General features: G+C 40.0%; 18 protein-coding genes. 9 read left to right on the plus strand and 9 right to left on the minus strand.

All coding sequences use genetic code 11. From position 1 onward, the window contains the following. The first annotated feature begins 106 nt into the window (after positions 1-106). Positions 107-1282: a thiolase family protein gene (locus tag HJG58_RS06490; protein WP_170248313.1), complete on the plus strand. Its 1176-nt coding sequence runs from the start codon at positions 107-109 to the stop codon at positions 1280-1282. Between the two features lie 129 nt (positions 1283-1411). Beyond that, positions 1412-1855, plus strand: coding sequence for a VOC family protein (locus HJG58_RS06495; protein ID WP_017392465.1), 444 nt, complete (start codon positions 1412-1414; stop codon positions 1853-1855). A 51-nt stretch (positions 1856-1906) separates the two neighbouring features. Here the strand turns inward: HJG58_RS06495 and HJG58_RS06500 are convergent, their stop codons facing one another. The 6 genes from HJG58_RS06500 to HJG58_RS06525 all read right to left on the minus strand — a co-directional run bounded on the left by HJG58_RS06500 (position 1907) and on the right by HJG58_RS06525 (position 9715). Next, positions 1907-2260 carry a DMT family transporter gene (locus tag HJG58_RS06500; protein ID WP_017385603.1) on the minus strand — a complete coding sequence of 118 codons (354 nt, stop codon included), beginning with the start codon at positions 2258-2260 and terminating at the stop codon, positions 1907-1909. An 81-nt stretch (positions 2261-2341) separates the two neighbouring features. Then, positions 2342-2827 carry a DUF934 domain-containing protein gene (locus HJG58_RS06505; RefSeq protein WP_002116122.1) on the minus strand — a complete coding sequence of 162 codons (486 nt, stop codon included), beginning with the start codon at positions 2825-2827 and terminating at the stop codon, positions 2342-2344. Then, a complete protein-coding gene (locus HJG58_RS06510) occupies positions 2820-4463 on the minus strand; it encodes a nitrite/sulfite reductase (RefSeq protein WP_004789205.1) in 1644 nt (547 codons plus the stop codon). Before HJG58_RS06510 ends, HJG58_RS06505 begins: the two co-directional genes overlap by 8 nt. 165 nt (positions 4464-4628) lie before the next feature. Then, on the minus strand, positions 4629-7034 hold the full coding sequence (locus HJG58_RS06515; protein WP_170248314.1) for a glucose/quinate/shikimate family membrane-bound PQQ-dependent dehydrogenase: 2406 nt from the start codon (positions 7032-7034) through the stop codon (positions 4629-4631). Positions 7035-7208: 174 nt separating this feature from the next. Then, positions 7209-8441, minus strand: a complete 1233-nt coding sequence (locus HJG58_RS06520) for a carbohydrate porin (protein WP_080612991.1) — start codon at positions 8439-8441, stop codon at positions 7209-7211. Between the two features lie 155 nt (positions 8442-8596). Then, the gene (locus HJG58_RS06525; RefSeq protein ID WP_170248315.1) at positions 8597-9715 is read right to left on the minus strand and encodes a CaiB/BaiF CoA transferase family protein; all 1119 of its coding nucleotides are present in this window, start codon (positions 9713-9715) and stop codon (positions 8597-8599) included. Between the two features lie 210 nt (positions 9716-9925). Here HJG58_RS06525 and HJG58_RS06530 point away from each other — a divergent pair, with 210 nt between their 5' ends. The 5 genes from HJG58_RS06530 (at position 9926) to HJG58_RS06550 (ending at position 15768) form a co-directional block, all read left to right on the plus strand. Beyond that, the gene (locus HJG58_RS06530; protein ID WP_002116561.1) at positions 9926-10936 is read left to right on the plus strand and encodes an AraC family transcriptional regulator; all 1011 of its coding nucleotides are present in this window, start codon (positions 9926-9928) and stop codon (positions 10934-10936) included. A gap of 171 nt (positions 10937-11107) precedes the next feature. Continuing rightward, the gene (locus HJG58_RS06535) at positions 11108-12313 is read left to right on the plus strand and encodes an acetyl-CoA C-acetyltransferase (protein ID WP_216076527.1); all 1206 of its coding nucleotides are present in this window, start codon (positions 11108-11110) and stop codon (positions 12311-12313) included. 20 nt (positions 12314-12333) lie between these two features. Next, positions 12334-14469: a 3-hydroxyacyl-CoA dehydrogenase NAD-binding domain-containing protein gene (locus HJG58_RS06540; RefSeq protein WP_170248316.1), complete on the plus strand. Its 2136-nt coding sequence runs from the start codon at positions 12334-12336 to the stop codon at positions 14467-14469. Positions 14470-14634: 165 nt separating this feature from the next. After that, positions 14635-14892 carry a hypothetical protein gene (locus tag HJG58_RS06545; protein ID WP_001280981.1) on the plus strand — a complete coding sequence of 86 codons (258 nt, stop codon included), beginning with the start codon at positions 14635-14637 and terminating at the stop codon, positions 14890-14892. Between the two features lie 15 nt (positions 14893-14907). Continuing rightward, complete coding sequence (locus HJG58_RS06550; RefSeq protein WP_170248317.1) at positions 14908-15768, plus strand: patatin-like phospholipase family protein; 861 nt, start codon at positions 14908-14910, stop codon at positions 15766-15768. Positions 15769-15797: 29 nt separating this feature from the next. Here HJG58_RS06550 and HJG58_RS06555 read toward each other — a convergent pair whose 3' ends face one another. Together HJG58_RS06555 and HJG58_RS06560 are read right to left on the minus strand one after the other, a co-directional pair. Beyond that, entirely contained in the window at positions 15798-16217 is a 420-nt protein-coding gene (locus HJG58_RS06555) for a GNAT family N-acetyltransferase (protein ID WP_170248318.1), read from the minus strand. A gap of 12 nt (positions 16218-16229) precedes the next feature. Then, positions 16230-17441, minus strand: a complete 1212-nt coding sequence (locus tag HJG58_RS06560) for a class I SAM-dependent methyltransferase (RefSeq protein WP_170248319.1) — start codon at positions 17439-17441, stop codon at positions 16230-16232. Between the two features lie 128 nt (positions 17442-17569). Here HJG58_RS06560 and trhA point away from each other — a divergent pair, with 128 nt between their 5' ends. Continuing rightward, the gene (gene trhA / locus HJG58_RS06565; RefSeq protein ID WP_170248320.1) at positions 17570-18211 is read left to right on the plus strand and encodes a PAQR family membrane homeostasis protein TrhA; all 642 of its coding nucleotides are present in this window, start codon (positions 17570-17572) and stop codon (positions 18209-18211) included. Between the two features lie 132 nt (positions 18212-18343). After that, entirely contained in the window at positions 18344-19654 is a 1311-nt protein-coding gene (locus HJG58_RS06570; protein ID WP_170248321.1) for an MFS transporter, read from the plus strand. Between the two features lie 68 nt (positions 19655-19722). Here the strand turns inward: HJG58_RS06570 and HJG58_RS06575 are convergent, their stop codons facing one another. Further along, positions 19723-20166, minus strand: a complete 444-nt coding sequence (locus HJG58_RS06575; protein ID WP_002116535.1) for a hypothetical protein — start codon at positions 20164-20166, stop codon at positions 19723-19725. Positions 20167-20229 lie beyond the last annotated feature (63 nt).

The following is a 20229-nucleotide window of genomic DNA, read 5'->3' on the forward strand; positions in this document are numbered from 1 at the left end:
CTCTACAGTCTAATGCAGAAGATATCTCTCTTTAATTTTTGCAATATACTGCCTAGGTTTTAAACATTTCTTATTTTGAGATTAAGAACAATCGGAGATTACAACAATGACTGACATCGTAATTGTGAATGGTGCTCGTACTGCCATGGGTGGTTTTCAAGGATCACTATCAGGACTTACAGCGCCTGAGTTAGGTGCTGTAACGATTAAAGAAGCTATCGCACGAGCAGGTTTACAGCCTACTGATGTCGAAGAAGTTATTATGGGCTGTGTTCTTCCTGCTGGCCTAAAACAAGGCCCTGCTCGTCAAGCAATGCGTAAAGCTGGCTTACCAGATTCTACAGGTGCTGTAACGATTAACAAGCTGTGTGGCTCTGGCATGAAAGCTGTTATGCAAGCCGCTGATATGATTAAAGCAGGTAGTGCTGAAGTTGTTGTTGCTGGCGGTATGGAGTCTATGACAAATGCACCTTATGTTTTACCAAAAGCACGAGCTGGCTACCGTATGGGCCATGGTGAAATTAAAGATCATATGTTCTTTGACGGGCTTGAAGATGCTGAAACGGGGCGTTTAATGGGTTCGTTTGCTCAAGATATGGCCAATACTCGTGGCTATACACGTGAACAAATGGATGACTTTGCGATTCGCTCTTTGAAACGTGCTCAAACAGCAATTACTGAAGGCTATTTCAAAGATGAAATCGTTCCAGTTACCGTACCTAGTCGTAAAGGTGACGTCGTTGTTGATCAGGATGAACAACCTTTAAATGCTAAAATTGATAAAATTCCTTCACTCAAACCAGCTTTTGCAAAAGACGGTACAATTACCGCGGCGAATGCAAGTTCTATTTCGGATGGTGCGTCTGCATTGGTATTAACTTCAAGTGAAGTTGCAGCACAGCGCAGTTTACAACCACTTGCGAAAATTATCGCGACAGCTTCAAACTCTCAGCATCCTTCAGAATTTACGATCGCTCCAGTTGGTGCTATTGAAAAAGTTCTTAAAAAAGCGGGATGGAATGCTCAAGACGTCGATCTTTGGGAAATTAACGAAGCTTTTGCTATGGTTACAATGTGTCCAATTGATGATTTCAAACTTGATGCTGAGAAAGTGAATATTAATGGTGGTGCTTGCGCCCTAGGTCATCCAGTAGGTTCTACGGGTTCTCGTATTATTCTTACTCTTATTCACGCACTCAAACGTACTGGCGGTAAAAAAGGTATTGCTGCACTCTGTATCGGTGGTGGTGAGGCAACAGCGGTTGCAATTGAACTCATTTAATCCAGACTCATTATTTTTAAATCCCACTTCGGTGGGATTTTTTATGAAAAAACTACAAAAAATGACCCACAAAATCACTTTTAAGTTTTAACTTATTCCTTTAAACGAAAACAACAATGGACAATAACAATGCAACTCAATCACTATCTCAATTTCCAAGGTCAGGCAGAGCAAGCTTTTAATTTTTATAAGTCAGTATTTGGCGGTGAATTCGGTATGTTAAGCCGATATGGTGATATGCCACCTACCGAGGGCGTGACTCTATCTGAAGCTGACAAAAATCTAGTTCTGCATGTGTCTCTACCAATTAATGAATACACTGTGCTTATGGCCTCGGATACTAATGATCAGTTCTGTGCCCCTAACAGCGTTTTTACCCAAGGAAATAATCACTACATCTCGATCAATCTTGAAAAAGATGAGCAAGAAAAAGCAAAACAACTTTTTGATGCTTTATCTGTTAATGGTCAAATTGAAATGCCTTTAGAAAAAACTTTCTGGGGCGCATTGTATGGCGCTTTTACCGATCAGTTCGGTATAAAGTGGATGATTAACTGCCAGCTTGACACCTAATATTTTTAATATTTAGCCCTTATAGAAATACTTACTATTTCTATAAGGGCTTTAAACATCGATATTGGAATATTGCGCAATAATCATTAAACCTACAGTAATAAAACCAATTCCCACCCATCCTGCCACATCAATATTCTGACCAAGAAAAATCTTCGCCAAAAAAGCTGTTGCTAATACACCTATCCCAGACCAAAGCACATATAAGATTCCAGCTTGCATATATTTCAAAGCAATAGCAGCACATGCAAAAGAAATAATATACAAAACCAGAGCAATGCCCTGCGCTGTTTTATTGACTAAGCCATTCCCCTTAGCAGAATAAAATGTTGAGAGTACATCTGTCGCAATAGCAAAAAGTAGCCACCAAGCACCAGGATTTATTTTTGAAATTAAACCAAACATTTTTGTTCTTCAGTTGAGTCATTTAAAAATTATTCATAAAAAAAGCTGAACCTGAGTTCAGCCTTTATATTTAAAAACTATTTAAGCGCCAGTTTGATAACTTGCTTGCGGTACGGCTGTTGAAGCTTGGTATGGGTTGGTAAAGTCTTGCAAACCAGCTGCCGCTTCTTGCACATCTTTACCCTCTTTAATTACAAAACTATCAAAACCTGAACGTTTTAAGTAATTTAGAACATCCTTAAACACATCACCAGTTGCACGCAATTCACCTTGGAAACCTTGGCGACGCAATAGTGCAGCGAATGAATAACCACGACCATCACCAAAACCTGCAAACTCAATGAAGATTGCATCAAGTTCACTTAATGGAAATGTGTGCTCTTCTGGTGAATCATTTACGGTCACATACAAAGCTTTTTTGCCTTGAACGTTAGCTAATTGATCGAGTTGAGCTGTTGTAACCACAACATCACCTTGGGGAATAACACCATCTTCAGCAATGATTTGATAAGTATTATCTGCAATCGTGCCATCTTTATAAAGCACTGGTAGAGCTGTATTAAGCATATGCACGCTCCTTAAATGGTTGAATTCCTACACGGCGATACGTATCAACAAAACGTTCACCTTCAGTACGCAAATCAAGATAAGTATTTAATACTTCCTCAATGACATCAGGCACAGCATCTGCTGCAAATGATGGCCCTAAGATGTCACCGATTGATGCATCATGATCAGAATTACCACCTAATGTAATTTGGTAGAATTCAGCGCCTTTCTTATCTACACCTAAAATACCGATGTTACCTACGTGGTGATGACCACAAGCATTCATACAACCAGAAATATTTAGATCTAAATGACCAAGATCATAAACTTTGTCTAAGTCATCAAAACGACGTGTAATTGCTTCAGCAATTGGAATTGATTTTGCATTTGCAAGCGAACAGAAATCACCGCCCGGGCAACTAATGATATCGGTAATAAAACCAATATGTGCACGCGCCATATTTTGTTGTTCAAGCGCTTGCCATACATCAAACAAATCTTTTTGAGGTACATCTGCCAAAGCAATGTTTTGTTCGTGAGTCGTGCGAAGTTCACCGAATGTATATTTATCAGCAAGGTCTGCAATAAAGTTCATTTCTTCAGTGGTCATATCGCCTGGTGCGATACCTGCACGTTTTAGAGAAATCGTAACAATACGATAGCCCTTCACTTTATGCGCATGTGTGTTGATATTAAACCATTGTTTGAATTTTGGATGCTCAGCAAATAAAGCTGTGAAGTCTTCATCTGCTAAATCTTGATAGTCAAACGGTGTGAATTCTTCATCCAGTTTTTTCAAGATTTCTGGCTGAATCTTCAATGCTTCACGTGTATGTTCGAATTCAGCTTCAACTTTTTGTGCAAACACTTCAGGAGTTAATGCCTTAACTAGAATTTTGATACGCGCTTTATATTTGTTATCACGACGACCATGCAAGTTATAAACACGTAAAACCGCTTCTAAGTAAGCAATTAAATCTTCACGTGGTAAAAACTCACGGATAACGCTACCGATGATTGGGGTACGGCCTAAACCACCACCAGCCATAATTTTGTAGCCGATTTCACCCGCTTCATTACGCACGATATAAACACCAATATCGTGGAATGCAGTTGCCGCACGATCTTTTTCTTCAAGTGCAGAAACAGCAATTTTGAACTTACGTGGTAAGAATGCAAATTCTGGGTGGAATGTACTCCACTGACGAATCAACTCACATGTTGGACGTGGGTCTGCAATTTCACCAGCAACCACACCTGCATATTGGTCAGTTGTCGTGTTACGAATACAGTTACCACTGGTTTGAATGGCATGCATTTGTACAGTTGCAAGTTCAGCCAAAATGTCTGGCACATCTTCAAGTGCTGGCCAGTTTAATTGAATGTTTTGACGCGTAGATACATGTGCATAACCACGGTCATAAGCAGTTGAAACTTCGGCAACTTTACGTAATTGTTTAGAATTCATTAAGCCATACGGCACAGCTATACGCAGCATAGGCGCATAACGTTGCACATATAAACCATTTTGCAAACGTAATGGACGATATTCATCTTCAGAAAGTTTGCCAGCTAAATAGCGTTCTGTTTGATCACGGAACTGAGCAACTCGTTCATTAACCAGCTGCTGGTCGAAATCGGTATATAAATACATGGCGTATGGCTAGTAGATTCATTATTAAGTCGGATAGCATAGCGAGCTTTTATTCATCAATAAAATGCTTTTTTTGCATATTTAATAGCGGTTTTATTGATAAGCTTTAATATAAATCGACATAAAAAAGCCCGGATAAATCCAGGCCCTTTCTATAAAAGCTTTTTATTTGTTATCTGGTAAAGCATAAGCCACTAAATAGTCGCCCATTTTCGTACCAAATGAACCATGACCACCAGCCATGATTACGACATATTGCTTACCATTGATTTCATAAGTCATTGGTGTTGCTTGTCCACCTGCTGGTAAACGCGCTTCCCAAAGTTTCTTACCATTCGTGACGTTAAACGCACGTAAGTAGTTATCTTGAGTTGCACCAACAAACATGACATTACCGGCAGTAGAAATTGAACCACCTAAACCAGGCACACCAATTTTCACAGCTGGTAACTGGAACAAGTTCGGCAAGCTGTCACGAATTGTACCGATACGTTTTTTCCATACCACTTCATGAGTTTTCAAATCAACGCCAGCTACATATCCCCAAGCCGGTTGCTTACAAGGTAAACCAAGCGGAGATAAGAATGCGCTAATTTCAACACCATACGGTACGCCGTACATCGGTTGTACGCCCTGTTCAGTTCCTGCACCTTTTGCAGTTTGTGCACGGTTTGGATCAGCAGGAATTAAACGACTTACGAATGGCAGACCAATCGGGTTCATTACAGCAACCTGACGATCAGGGTTAACTGACATACCGCCCCATTCAAACACACCCAAGTTACCAGGGAAAACTAAAGTACCGTTTTCAGATGGTGGAGTATAAATACCATCATAATTTAGACGTTTGAAAGATACACGACACATGAGCTGATCAAGCATAGTGGCACCCCACATGTCTTTATCAGTCAATTTATCTTGTGGTGCCAAGTTCAAGTCAGAGAATGGCTGAGTTTTTGAATAGAACTCACCTTTAGTTTGTGGTCCACGTTTAACTGTTTGTGGAACTGGTTTCTCAGTTACAGGAACAATCGGTTGACCATTACGGCGATCAAGCACAAAGGCATTACCTGTTTTCGTCAATACATAGATTGCAGGAACAGTTTGGCCAGCTTTGTTTTTGATATCAGCTAAAGATGGTTGTGATGGTACGTCCATATCCCATAAATCGTGATGGGTTGTTTGGAAGTTCCACACTAATTTACCAGTAGAAGCATTAATCGCTAACATTGAGTTTGCATAACGCTCTTTCAACTCGGTACGGTCACCACCCCAGATGTCTGGTGTACCTACACCTGTTGGTACATAAACGATATCAAGTTTTGCATCGTATGCTAAAGGCGCCCACGCATTTGGTGAGTTATGAACAAAGGTTGTACCTTCACCTGGCATTGCATTTGGATCTGCTGCACCAGTATCAAATACCCAAAGAAGCTTACCAGTGTTTACGTCATATCCACGGATAACACCTGATGGCTCTTTATTTGAATAGTTGTCGGTAACCGAACCGGCAATAACCACTGTTGAACCAGTAACAACACCTGGAGATGTTGGGTTATAACCACCTGGATAAGCATATGGCATGAATTCTTGTAAATTCACTTCACCATTTTGACCAAAGTCAGTACATGCTTTACCTGTGTCAGCATTTACAGCAACTAAACGTCCATCATTGACTGGAACAAAGACTTTACGTGGACATTGAGTTGAAGTCGACTTTTTAGTTTGTAAGCTTGTCGCAAATTCAGTTGTGTTGTTTGCATCGTAATACATTACACCACGACAAGTTAAATGCTGGAATGATTTATCCGTTTTAAGTTTCGGATCAAAACGCCATTTTTCTTTACCTGTAGCAGGATCAATCGCAATTAACTGCTGGTGAGCTGTACAGATAAACATGTTATTACCGATTTTAATCGGTGTAACCTGATTAGTCGTTTCGCCAGAGTCGTTATCTGTTTTTAAATCACCAGTACGAAAAGTCCAAGCAACTTTCAAGTCTTTTACGTTCTGATCATTGATCTGTTTCAATGGAGAATAACGCACACCTGCCTGAGTACGACCATAAGCTGGCCAATCACTTTCAGCAACACCAGGCACGGCTTGAGCTGTTTCTGGTTGAGGTGTTTTGATTTCACCATTAATTTCTTGCGGGTCATTGAAGATAGAATAAACCATCAACACGATTGCAATTGCTAAAGTTGAAGATAAGGCAACCTTACTTGATCCAAGGTTGTTGATTCCACGAGTTACAGCCGGAACCAATAACCATAAACCAAGAATACCTAAAATATCTAAACGTGGTGCAAGCGCCCAAAAGTCTGTACCAACTTCCCAGACACTCCAGATAATGGTACCTAGCATTAATGCAGCATAAACCCATAAAGCAGTAGAAGCACGCTTGTAGAGTTGCCATGCAACAATGAGGAGTAATACTCCAGCTATAATGTAGTAAATTGAACCGCCTAGTGTAGCGAGCCAAATACCTCCAATTAACAGGAATAACGCCAGTAACCCAATAATAATTACGGTAAAAGTCGTTAAACCTGATCTTGAAGTAGGTTGATTCATAAACCACCTCTTATCAATCATCATTTTTATAGGAAAGATGTGCCAAGAACCTTATAGAAAAATGGCATCACCAATACATCTAAAACAAATTCAGGCATCAAGAAAAAACGGAAGGTCAGGATAATTCAATTAATGAGTTAGCCCTCGACAATCCGTTTTTCGGAGTAATTACGCTTAGAATGCAGTTGAGAATTTAATACCGCCAACCCAAGTGTTATCACCATTTTTTAATGCGCCAACATGACGAACATATTGCACATTTGGACGAATAGTTAACCAGTTAGTGGCATGAATACCGTAGTAAAGCTCGGTATTGTATTCGGTGTCATATTCTTTAGTTTGAACATCGTTCCAGTCATCATTGATATGGATACGAGCAACACCGAGTGCCAATTCATCTTGAGGACGTTGATTGAGCAAACCTTTATAGACCAAGCCTACATTTTGCATGTTATCAATTTTGTTGGTATCAGAGTCGTGGAAAGTCAGGTTCACAAAACCTGTTAAACCGCGATCTGTTTGATCAGCAGGCTGGAATAATTTTTGTTTTGCAGTTACCCAAACACCTTGTTTATGAGAGTTTTTGGTTTCATCCGCAATTTCTTTTGCATCAGCAGTGCTGTAGTAATAACCTAAACGGTATTCACCCGCCATACTTTGAGCACCTAATTTAGGTGACCAAACCACTTCGGCAGGAATAATTGCACCGTGAGAACCATCAGTACTTAAGTTAAAACCTTTGCCTCGCTCCAGATTTTCTGGGTTATATTCATATACACCAACTTGAGTATATAAGTCAGGTTGCAAGTTATATTTAACACGCATTGCCCATTGGCTAACCGGCCAGTTATACCACTGATCACCCACCCAGTTACCGACTTGCGAACCACAAAGTGCCAAGTTCTGGAAATCACAGTCAAAACTGTTAAAGTCTTCACCTTCACCAAAACGACCAACTTTAACGTCTAATTTTTGATCCATGAATTTTTTCTTAATCCATAAATCGGTTAAACGCCAAGTTTGCTCACGCCCCCACACTTCTTGTACTGAGCTTAAGTGCCCTGCTAAAGCTGGTGAATGTTCAGAAAGGGACTGTCCATCACGATATGTTAATGTGATTTGAGCTTCAGTATCTTGCCAACCTAAAATTTTATTTAGATCAAAATGAGTTCCTAATGCCAGTTGCCCCGTATAAGCACTACCATGAGTAGATGTATTTTTTGAATCTAAAATACCGGCATATTCGCCGGTATATCCAAAAGAAAAATCATAACCTTGTGCTTGTAACGCGGTGCGTTGACCGTTCCAATCACCCAACATCCAAGGACTATTTGGGTCGAATGCAGCAGCAGCTTGTGCATGCTGTATAAAAAGAGTAATTGATAAAACGGATAAACAGGAAGCCATCAAGGATTTATGTGTTTTCATGTTTACATACCTTTTATGTCTTTGTTTATTAAGGGTACGCTAATTTTATGTAAAGAAATTATTCAAAATGTTAATCAATTGATTAATCTAATAATAATCTTAATACACATTGTATGAAAAATGGCCTCAGCTGTTTACCACTGCCCTTCACCAAGTTTTTGACCAATAAAGGAATATCTCATTTCCGATCTTGAAAACTTAATTGGACAAGCCAATTGTGGTTCTGTAACCGTCGCATTATTTTGCAAAGGTACATCCACAATCCATCCACGTTCTTGTGCTAAAGGCGAGTTTAAGGACTCTGTTAGGCTTAAAACAGGTTCTACACACACATCAAGATTTGCAAAAATTTCATGCCATTCTTTAAATGATTTCGTTTTGATTTTCTCTTGAATGGCTTGTTTAACTTCCTGTCGGTCTTCTACATCTAAGGAAGCGCCTTTTTGTAATAATAAAGGCAAATCAAGCGCCACTGATAAACCAGACATAAATTGTGGTTCAAGACTACCTATTGAAAAATAACGGCCATCTTGAGTCATATAATAGTCATAGAAAATGCCGCCATTGAGCATGCCATGCTCTGGTGCCTGTTCAACCTGTGCAGCAAGTGTGGCGGATGCCGCCATACTATTTAGGCTAGCAACACAATCAGTCATAGAAATATCAATATATTGTCCCATTCCACTACGTCCGCGTTCGACGACCGCAGCTAAAATCGCAATGACAGCATGAAGTGAACCACCTGCAATGTCTGCAACCTGAATACCGAGCGGTGGCGGACCACTGTCTTGTCGGCCGCTATATCCAGCAATACCAGCTAAAGCTAAATAGTTAATGTCATGCCCAGCCCTGTCTTTATAGCTTCCTGTTTGTCCATATCCTGTAATTGAACAATAAATGAGACGCGGGTTAATTTCGGCAAGTGTCGCGTAGTCTAATCCTAGACGGCGCATGACATCAGGTCGGAACTGCTCTATGACAATATCAAACTCAGAAATTTTGGTTTTAATCAGATCAATACTCGCCTTATCCTTTAAATCGAGAACAATCGACTGTTTATTTCGGTTTAGATAACTATGTGCTGTTGCTTGACCATTTGCGTATGGCGGCATGATTCGAATTAAATCAGGACGTGATGGAGATTCAATATGGATGACTTCTGCCCCCATATCGGCTAAATACATTGTGGCAAAAGGCCCAGGTAAGAGCGTCGAGAAATCGAGAACTTTAAGTCCATTTAATGCTGTCGTCATCGTATTTTTAACCACTATTATTCGAATTTTCTTTTATATTAGTTAAGCAAATATTCTAAAACAATGTCATGTTCAGCCATTTACCTTGATCATTTCGGCAATTTAACATGTAAAAAGTGCTTTTACTCTGTTGTAAATCGCCAATTTATTTTTTTAGACGGTCATTTAGGTCAATTTAAAGTGAACATCAAAGAGACTGAAGGATTCAATATGAGTCGCGATACGATTAGCATCCACTTCGTGAATGCGGCTTTGACAGGCGTAAAACGCCTTGGCATGGATGTTGAAATGCTCCTTTCACATGTGGGTATTGAAGCGGAATTATTACGTCAACCTAAAGCTCGAATCTCACCAGAACAATACACTCGATTTATAAAAATGTTGTGGATGGTCACACAGGATGAACACGTTGGATTTGACGTACAACCGCGTCGTCTGGGCACTTTTGCCATTATGTGTCAGTTGATTATTCACGCAAAAACATTGGGCCAAGCCCTTGAATTGTCATCTCAATTCTACAAATTATTTGGCGATGAATGGTCTGTAACTCTAGAGCGTGACAAACATGAAGCACGCCTAGTTCCCCTCATTCCAAAAACTTTAGATCCAGACCATTTCATTACTGAAAGTATGCTCATGATTTGGCACGGTCTAGCATCATGGTTGATTGAACGCCGTTTGCCATTAGAGCGCGTTCATTTTAGCTATCCACGTCCTGCACATGCAGATGAATATGATGCATTATTTTTTGCACCAGTCATGCAGTTTGATGCACCACGTACTGAAATTACATTTGCAGCTGATTATCTTGATTTACCAATCCGCCAAGATGAAAAAACGCTAGAAGAATTCTTGAAAGCAGCTCCTGCTCAGCTTTTAGTGAAATTCAAAAACACCAACTCGCTAACTTCTCGTATTCGTGAAGTACTCAAAAGCCAAATTGGTGAAGAAATGCCAACGCTTAATGACGTTGCATCAATGTTATATTTATCTCCTCAAACCTTACGCCGCCGCTTGGCCGCCGAAGGTAAAAGCTACCAAGGTGTAAAAGATGCTTTACGCCGAGATGCTGCAATTCACTTGTTACTCAACCCTGAGTTAACACTTGAAGATGTTGCTCAACAAGTTGGCTTTAGTGAAACCAGTACCTTCCACCGCGCATTTAAAAAGTGGACGGGTGTAACACCTGGCCTATATCGCCAGCTACATGGTTATCACTAATTCTCAAATCTATTTAAGTTTCACATTTAGCCCAAGTTCAACTTGGGCTTTTTTTGTATTTCTATTGGCAAAAATCATCACGTGACTGGTGCGCTTATCGTCATTGCGTTGCCTTTTAAAACCAGTACACTCAAAACACAACAAAGTTTAAGTAATAAAAAAGGAACTGTTATGAGCGAGGCTTATATTATTGATGCCATTCGCACCCCACGCGGAAAAGGAAAAAAAGATGGCTCTCTTTACGAAGTAAAACCAATTACATTACTGACCACCTTATTAAATGAATTACAACAACGCCATCAACTCGATACCTCTAAAGTCGATGACATTATTTTGGGGTGTGTAACACCAATTGGCGATCAAGGTGGTGATATTGCCAAAACTGCAGCGATTGCAGCAGGTTGGAATGATGATGTTGCTGGGGTGCAAATCAATCGCTTTTGTGCATCAGGTTTAGAAGCAGTCAATATGGCAGCAATGAAAGTTCGCTCTGGCTGGGAAGATTTAGTGGTTGCGGGTGGCGTTGAATCAATGTCACGTATCCCAATGGGTTCTGATGGCGGACCGTGGGCGTTAGATCCGGAAACCAACCTTAAATCATCTTTTGTTCCACAAGGTGTCGGCGCTGACCTCATTGCAACCTTAGATGGCTATAGCCGAGAAGATGTTGATAATTTTGCCGTAAAGTCACAACAAAAAGCAGCGGCAGCTCAAGCAAATGGTTATTTCGATCAATCAGTTGTGCCAGTCAAAGATCACGCAGGTGTTGTGATTTTAGAAAAAGATGAATTTATTAAAGGCAATACCACACTTGAAGGGTTAGCAAAGCTCAACCCAAGTTTTGAAATGATGGGGCAAATGGGCTTTGATGCTGTTGCCCTGCAAAAATATCCAGAAGCACAAAAAGTAAATCATGTTCATCATGCCGGTAACTCATCAGGTATTGTCGATGGAGCAGCTCTTGTTTTACTGGCTTCAGAAAAAGCAGTGAAAGAACAAAACTTAAAACCACGCGCTAAAGTTTTGGCGACTGCATTAGTCGGTACTGATCCAACCATTATGCTGACTGGCCCTGCCCCTGCCGCACGCAAAGCTTTGGAAAAAGCTGGTTTAACAATTGATGATATTGACCTATTTGAAGTCAACGAAGCATTTGCAGCTGTCGTGATGCGTTTTATTAATGAGCTCAATGTGCCTGCTGAAAAAGTCAACGTAAATGGCGGTGCGATTGCTTTAGGCCATCCCTTAGGAGCAACCGGTGCCATGATTTTGGGTACATTACTTGATGAGCTTGAACGTCAAAATAAAAAACGCGGTTTAGCAACGCTCTGTGTCGGCGGTGGTATGGGTATTGCCACCATTATTGAACGTGTATAAAAATTTAGGGATATATAAAGATGAGTGCAATTCAATACGAAAAAAATGCCGACAATATTGTCATTTTAACGCTTGATTCAACTGGTCAGTCTGCAAATACCATGAATGCAGAATTTCGTGACTCGCTTGATGAGGTCACCCAGAAACTTAAAGCAGAAACAGAGCTTTCAGGTGTTATTTTTCGCTCAGCAAAAAAAACTTTCTTTGCTGGTGGTGATTTAGATGAACTGATTCAAGTTCAACCTGAGCATGCAACTGACTTTTTCAATATGGTTGAGAAGTTAAAAGGTCATCTAAGAACGATTGAAACACTAGGGATTCCCGTGGTTGCAGCATTGAATGGCACGGCACTGGGCGGAGGATGGGAAATCGCATTAAGTTGCCATCACCGTATTGCAATCAATGATCCAAAAAGCAAATTTGGCCTACCAGAAGTTACCTTAGGTTTACTACCGGGCGGCGGTGGTATTGTACGTATGGTCCGTCTGCTTGGTCTTCAAAATGCATTCCCATTTTTAATGGAAGGTAAGCAGTTCGGTGTCGATAAAGCCAAATCTTTAGGCTTAATTCATGACACAGCTGAAAATGAACAAGAACTTTTAGATAAAGCGATTGCTTGGATCAAAGCCAATCCAAAATCTCAACAGCCTTTTGATGTGAAGGGTTATAAAATTCCGGGTGGTGATCCAAAAACTCCGGCAGTTGCACAAGTTCTCGCTATTGCACCAGCCATGTTAAAAGACAAAACCAAGGGCTGCTATCCTGCTCCTGAAGCGATTATGGCTGCCGCAGTTGAAGGTGCTCAAGTTGATGTCGATACCGCCTTGCGCATCGAGTCTCGCTACTTTACTCAGCTTACAACAGGTCAAATTTCTAAAAATATGATCGGCACTTTCTGGCATGGTCTAAATGCAATTAAGTCTGGTGCTAGTCGTCCTGCCGACGTTCCAAAATGGCAAGCGACTAAAGTTGGTGTATTGGGTGCAGGCATGATGGGTGCAGGTATTGCTTATTCAACAGCCATTAAAGGCATTCCAGTTGTACTTAAAGATGTATCTGTTGAAAATGCTGAGAAAGGTAAAGCTTACTCACAAAAGCTCTTAGATAAACGTGTTTCACAAGGCCGCATGACCGCAGAAAAACGTGATCAGATTTTATCTCTCATCACGGCGACAGCTTCCGCTCAAGATCTTCAAGGTTGTGATTTAATTATTGAAGCGGTATTTGAAAATCAAGAACTCAAAGCTAAAGTCACTCAAGAAGCCGAGCAATATCTAGCGCCTAACGGTGTGATGGCATCAAACACCTCAACCCTGCCAATTACAGGTTTAGCTCAGGCAAGTAAGGATGATAAAGCTTTTATCGGTCTGCATTTCTTTAGCCCTGTCGACAAAATGCAGTTGGTTGAGATTATTAAAGGTAAAAACACCTCTGCAGAGACACTTGCCAAAGCTTACGACTTTGTACAACAAATTGGAAAAACACCGATTGTTGTTAATGATAACCGTGGTTTCTTTACCAGTCGTGTGTTTGGTACTTTCATTCAAGAAGGTATGCGCTTGCTTGCCGAAGGTGTCCACCCAGCGCGTATTGAAATGGCAGCACTGAAAGCTGGTATGCCAGTTGGCCCCCTCGCTATTCAAGATGAAGTATCTTTAACATTAACTGAACATGTTGCTAGTGAAGCACGCAAAGCTCTACAAGCCGAAGGAAAAGATTTACCTAAAACTTCTGTAGATGAAGTGGTTCACACCATGATTCATGAGTTAAACCGTAAAGGTAAAGCTGCTGGAGCTGGTTTTTATGAATATCCTGAAAATGGTAAAAAGCATTTATGGGAAGGCTTAAACCGCTGGAAAAAAGATCATGATATTTCTGAACAAGATATGATTGATCGCATTCTGTTTGTACAGGCCTTAGATACTTTACGTTGTTATGAAGAAGGCGTACTGGAATCTGTAATTGATGCCAATGTCGGTTCTATTTTTGGAATTGGTTATGCACCTTGGACTGGAGGAGCAATTCAATTCCTAAATCAATATGGTACTGATAAAGCACAAAAACGCGCAGAAGAGTTGGCTGCCAAATATGGTGAGCGCTTCATACCCCCAACGTTACTAAAAACTAAAGCCGAGCAGAAACAAAATATTCAGTAATTTAGTCCTATTAAATATTTAAAAAACTGCATAAACCTTACCCATATAAATATATTTTATTTATATGGGTTTTTCTTTATGGCCTTTAAGATTTCAGCCCCCTGCCCAAATATGCTATAAATAGACTTCATTTTTGTGCTTCTATAGCACATTCGAGAAATTCTTATGTCCGATAAAAATTCTTCCGAGTCAGCAATTTTAGGCTGGAAATTTGTTCTGATCGTTGGTGTTTTAAGTGCGATTTTCCTTGGCTTTTTCTATTTAGCAATGAGTAATGAACCTGACTATATGCCAGGTGCACAGCGCAAAGCTCAACAAGAGCAAATGCAGCAAAAGGCTGAACACTCTACAGAGCAACATGCTCAGCATAGTGACAACATGCCTGAAATGGATATGCAAGAACATAAGCAATCAACTCAGTAATCAGATATTTTTCAAATGACAGATTTTTCCCGCAACGCACTGGTTGTAGAAGGTGGAGGCATGCGTGGTGCCTTTACCAGTGGTGTACTTGACTCATTTTTACAACAGCAGTTCAATCCTTTTGACCTATACGTTGGTGTATCGTCTGGTTCAACCAATGTCGCCAACTACTTAGCAGGCCAGCAAGGCCGCACTCTAACGTTTTATATTGATCACTCACTTCGTCCTGAATTCATCGATTACAAACGCTTTTTTAAAGGCGGTGATTTACTTGATTTAAAATGGATGTGGGAAATTGGTGAAAAAGAACATCCACTTGATCAACAGAGTCTTTTTGCCAAAAATCCTGATTTTTATATGGTGTTGACGCATGCTAAAACAGGCCATCCAGAATATCTTCGTGCGGGTAAAGATAATTTGCTAAATGCGCTTCGTGCTTCTAGCTCAATTCCAGTTTTAACGCGTCATCCCGTCGATATTATGGGTGAACCTTATTTTGATGGTGGCGTTGCAGATGCCTTACCCATTCGCTGGACGGCTCAGCAAAGTGGCGTAAAAAAACTGTTAGTTTTACGTAGTCGTCCGAAAAACTATTTCAAAGCAAGTAGTCGAGGTGATCAATTCCTCGCAAAATATGCTTTTAAACATCATTATGGTTTTGCAAACAGCTTGCGTAGCCGCTGTGCTCGTTATAACGCTTCGGTCGATTTTGTTCGTGGTGAAAATCCAGAACAGCAAATTTTAGAAGTGTGCCCACCACCACTTAAAAATATGGCTGGCCGTTTAACTACTAATCCGAAAAAGCTTCGCTATAGCTATGAAGTCGGTTTAGAGACTGGCTTACAAGCCATCGAAAACTGGAATGCAATGAAATAAATCTAAATTGAGATTTCTAAAAAGAAGTCTCAATTTAGCTCTAAAACCATATCAATATGTGGAATGCCACAGTCTTCGTAAATCTCACCTTGCACATGAAAACCTAAAGCTTCGTAAAAAGCTGTCACATAAGTTTGCGCAGAAAGCTTTAAGTAAGGCAGTTTATGACGACGTGCATAGTCAATAATATGCTGCATTAAAATTTTACCTACACCCTGCTTTCGATAAGGCATTAAAACAGCAACACGCCCTACGCTATGCTGCGGCAACAAACGTGCTGTAGCGATAGGCTGATCTTTGTCATAGACAATAAAATGTAGAACTGTGGCATCCAAGTCGTCCCATTCATCTTCAGGTGCAATTCCCTGTTCTTGGATAAAGACTTGTTCACGGATGTATTTGGCATCTTGCTCAAGCTGTTCCCAACCACCCTCTACAATTTTATACATCCATTCACCTTCCTAGCACTTACAGCCGATATTTTCGATCGGCAACTGATCTTGCAATAACAATTCCAACGTTTGTTTTTTAATTCCGTACATTTCTTTCAATGCTTGTATTTGAGCCATAATCTTGGCGTCAGGCTGTGAAACATTTCTACGTTTTGTCGCCAAAATCATTTTATTTTTGCTGGTATGTTCAAGAGACACAAACTCAAAAACTTTGGTTTCATAACCATACGCTTTTAAAAGTAACGCACGTAAAGTGTCAGTCAGCATCTCGGCTTGTTGTCCAGCATGAATACCAAACTGTAGCATTGGTTGTAAAACTTCTGGACTATGTAATTGAGGACGTAACTCTTTGTGGCAACATGGCGCGCACATAATCATCGAAGCGTTTAGACGAATTCCTGTATGAATAGCAAAGTCAGTCGCAATATCACACGCGTGTAAGGCAATCATTACATCCAGCTTTTCCGGTTGATAACTACGAACATCACCTTCAAAAAAGTCTAAATGATTGAAATGAACTTTGTCTGCAACGTTCTGGCAAAACTCCACCAAATTACGACGCAGCTCTACACCAGTAATTAATGGTGTTTTCTGTTGTTGTTGCAGATAATCATATAATGCAAAAGTTAAATAACCTTTACCTGATCCAAAATCGACAATGCGTAACTCTTGTTGAGACGCATCAATCTGTTCATAGGCACTCGCAAAAATTTCGATAAATTTATTAATCTGTTTCCATTTACGAGCCATGCTTGGAATGACCTGAGCTTTTTCATCAGTAATACCCAGCTCTTTTAAAAATGCATTCCCCTGCTGTACATAGCGCTGCTTTTCACGGTCATGCGCTTGAACCGTTTGTGTCGTATTTATTGCCTGCTTTTTGCCCATATTTAATATGGCTTTTTTCTTATTTTTTTTAAGTTGAATTTCTTGAGTAGTCGAAAATAAGTTTGCTTGCTTACACTGAGTGATTAATTGCTCAATCTGTTGCAAACCTTCTTGAAATGAATAGTTTTTAGTCACATCTTGGGTCGTGTGATGATATAGAGCTGAAAGCTGTTTTTGACCATGTAGCTCTACAACGCGGAAAGTGATTTTTTCCAGCTGCGCCAACTCTCCCTTATATTGGCTCAAGATCAAACGCTCAAAAGCTTGTTGGTCAAGCATTTGCTTGATTTCATGAAAGAATTGCTGTTCTTGCTCAAAGGAGAAAACCGACACAGATATACCTGAAAAATGAAGACTCATATAAAATAGAAGTTTAAAGGGTCTAGGATTAAAAATAAAATAACTTTACGACTGTTTTGTATTTCTATACATTTGTATTTTTAATCAAAAAAATTAAAGTTATGAGTAAATCTGTGTTGGAAACTTACGATCCAAAAGAAGAACTATTTAATGCCTATAGTCATGGTGCTGGTGTTGTTATGGCAGTTGTAGCGTCTATCTTTTTAATTATAAAGGGATCTTATCTTTCAACTGCTCAGTGGGTGGGCTTATGGGTATATTCATTTAGTCTAATTTTAGTTTTCACCAGTTCTACACTCTATCATTTTGCTCAAACACAAAACCTACGCTACTGGTATAAAAAACTCGATCACACTGCCATTTATTATTTAATTGCTGGAACATATACCCCATTCTTAAGCATTGCTATACCTACACAAAAAGCTCATATTTTACTTATTGCTCTCTGGAGCATTGCTGCAATTGGTACACTTTTCAAGTTAGTTTTTATTCATCGTTTTCAAAAAATTTCTTTGCTGGCCTATATTGTAATGGGATGGCTTGCCGTTTTTGTAATGGATGATATGCGTACTTATTTGAGTAAAGACGCATTGATTTTCTTGATTATTGGCGGGTTAGCTTATACGGTTGGAGCATTGTTTTACGCGTTAAAAAAGGTAAGATATACCCATGCGATCTGGCATATTTTTGTGCTTTTAGGTGCAGGAGCACACTTTCTTGCGATCTATTGGTACATTGTTTAGTCCATTTTTCACTCATATTCAGTGATCCTGAAAGAGTCATGGATGATGTTCTTTCACGCTATTCTTTGAGAAAAATACGTCTTTAAAAAGAGTAGCTATTAAAAATAAATTTTAACGGATATAAGGACTTATATGGAGTCAACTTCTGCGACTGCTGCTCCTGTAGTAGCCACTAATTCAAAAACACGAGTTTTGTTTGCAAGCTTAGTCGGTACAACTATTGAGTTCTTCGACTTTTATATCTATGCAACAGCCGCCGTGATTATCTTTCCTCACCTATTTTTCCCTGCTAGTAGTGGCAGTGCCGCAGTCTTACAATCTCTGGCAACCTTTGCAATTGCCTTTATTGCTCGTCCTATCGGTGCCGCATTATTTGGCCATCTAGGAGATCGTATCGGCCGTAAAGCAACTTTAGTTGCGGCTTTACTGACCATGGGTATTTCAACCGTATTTATTGGTTTACTTCCAACCTATGCCCAAATCGGGATTGTCGCACCATTACTATTAGCTGTTTGTCGTTTAGGACAAGGGCTAGGCTTAGGTGGTGAATGGAGTGGCGCAGTATTATTAGCGACTGAAAATGCCCCAGAAGGAAAAAGAGCATGGTACGGCATGTTTCCGCAGCTAGGTGCCCCAATTGGCTTTATTTTGGCAACAGGTTCATTCTTACTATTAAGCGCAGTTATTCCTGAGCAAGCATTCATGCAATGGGGTTGGCGTATTCCATTCATTGCTAGTGCTGTATTGGTTATTGTTGGCTTATATATCCGTTTAAAACTTCATGAAACTCCAGCTTTCCAGAAAGTCTTAGATAAGCAAAAAGAAGTTAATATTCCATTTAAAGAAGTCTTAACCAAACATACAGGTAAGCTTATTCTTGGTACAGTTGCAGCCATCTGTACCTTTGTTGTGTTCTATCTTACTACCGTATTTGCCTTAAACTGGGGAACCACTAAACTGGGTTATGCGCGTGGTGAATTTTTAGAACTTCAACTCTTTGCTACACTTTGCTTCGCCGCATTCATTCCTTTATCGGCTATTTTTGCAGAAAAATTTGGTCGAAAAACAACTTCTATTGGCGTCTGTATCGCTGCTGCGATTTTCGGCTTGTTTTTCTCTAGCATGTTAGAGTCTGGAAATACCTTAATCGTATTCCTTTTCTTATGTACTGGCTTGGCAATTATGGGCTTAACCTATGGTCCAATTGGTACAGTTCTTTCTGAACTTTTCCCAACCTCTGTTCGTTATACAGGTTCAGCATTAACCTTTAACTTGGCTGGTATTTTTGGTGCATCTTTTGCCCCACTGATTGCGACTAAACTTGCTGAAACTTATGGTTTATATGCGGTTGGTTATTATCTTACTGCTGCATCACTTTTATCATTAGTTGCGTTCTTACTTATTCGTGAAACGAAAAATGATGATGTCAATAATCAGATTTAAAGTTTTAAAGACACCCCTATAAAAAAAGCCAGTTCAATTTGAACTGGCTTTTTTTATACGTAAATGAATTAATTCATTGATGCAGGATTTGCTGGAGCAACACTATTTGTTGCAGCTGGCGCTGTTACATTACTTGCTGCAACTGCCGCTGGTCCTGCTACAGCTGCTTCACCGATTAAAGCAACTTTTGCTTTTTCTTGGCTTTTTGCAGAGAGAGCAGGGTTACTTGCCACAATACGATTAATGTTTGCTGAGTTTGCTGGAGCAATCGCAGTAGTTTGTAAAATAATTGGGCGATTACCTGTGTTACCCAACGTATAGCGAATACCTGTACGTGGACTAATCACTGTAGTATTTTCTTGCTTCACTACAGCTTGAGCCGAAGTTGGGCCTTTTGCTGCAAGTACTTTGTCAACCGTTGTCGTTTGAGGGGCTGAAGCTGCTTCTGCTGCAAAAACAAAACTTGGTACAGCAAGAACAGTTAAAAATAAAGGTTGTAATACTTTTTTCATTGTCTTTCCAACATACACTCTGGATGAGAAGTAAATAGCATTTAATGCTTAAAACTGCAAACA

It is taken from the genome of Acinetobacter geminorum, from assembly GCF_013009345.1.
Lineage (GTDB): Bacteria > Pseudomonadota > Gammaproteobacteria > Pseudomonadales > Moraxellaceae > Acinetobacter > Acinetobacter geminorum.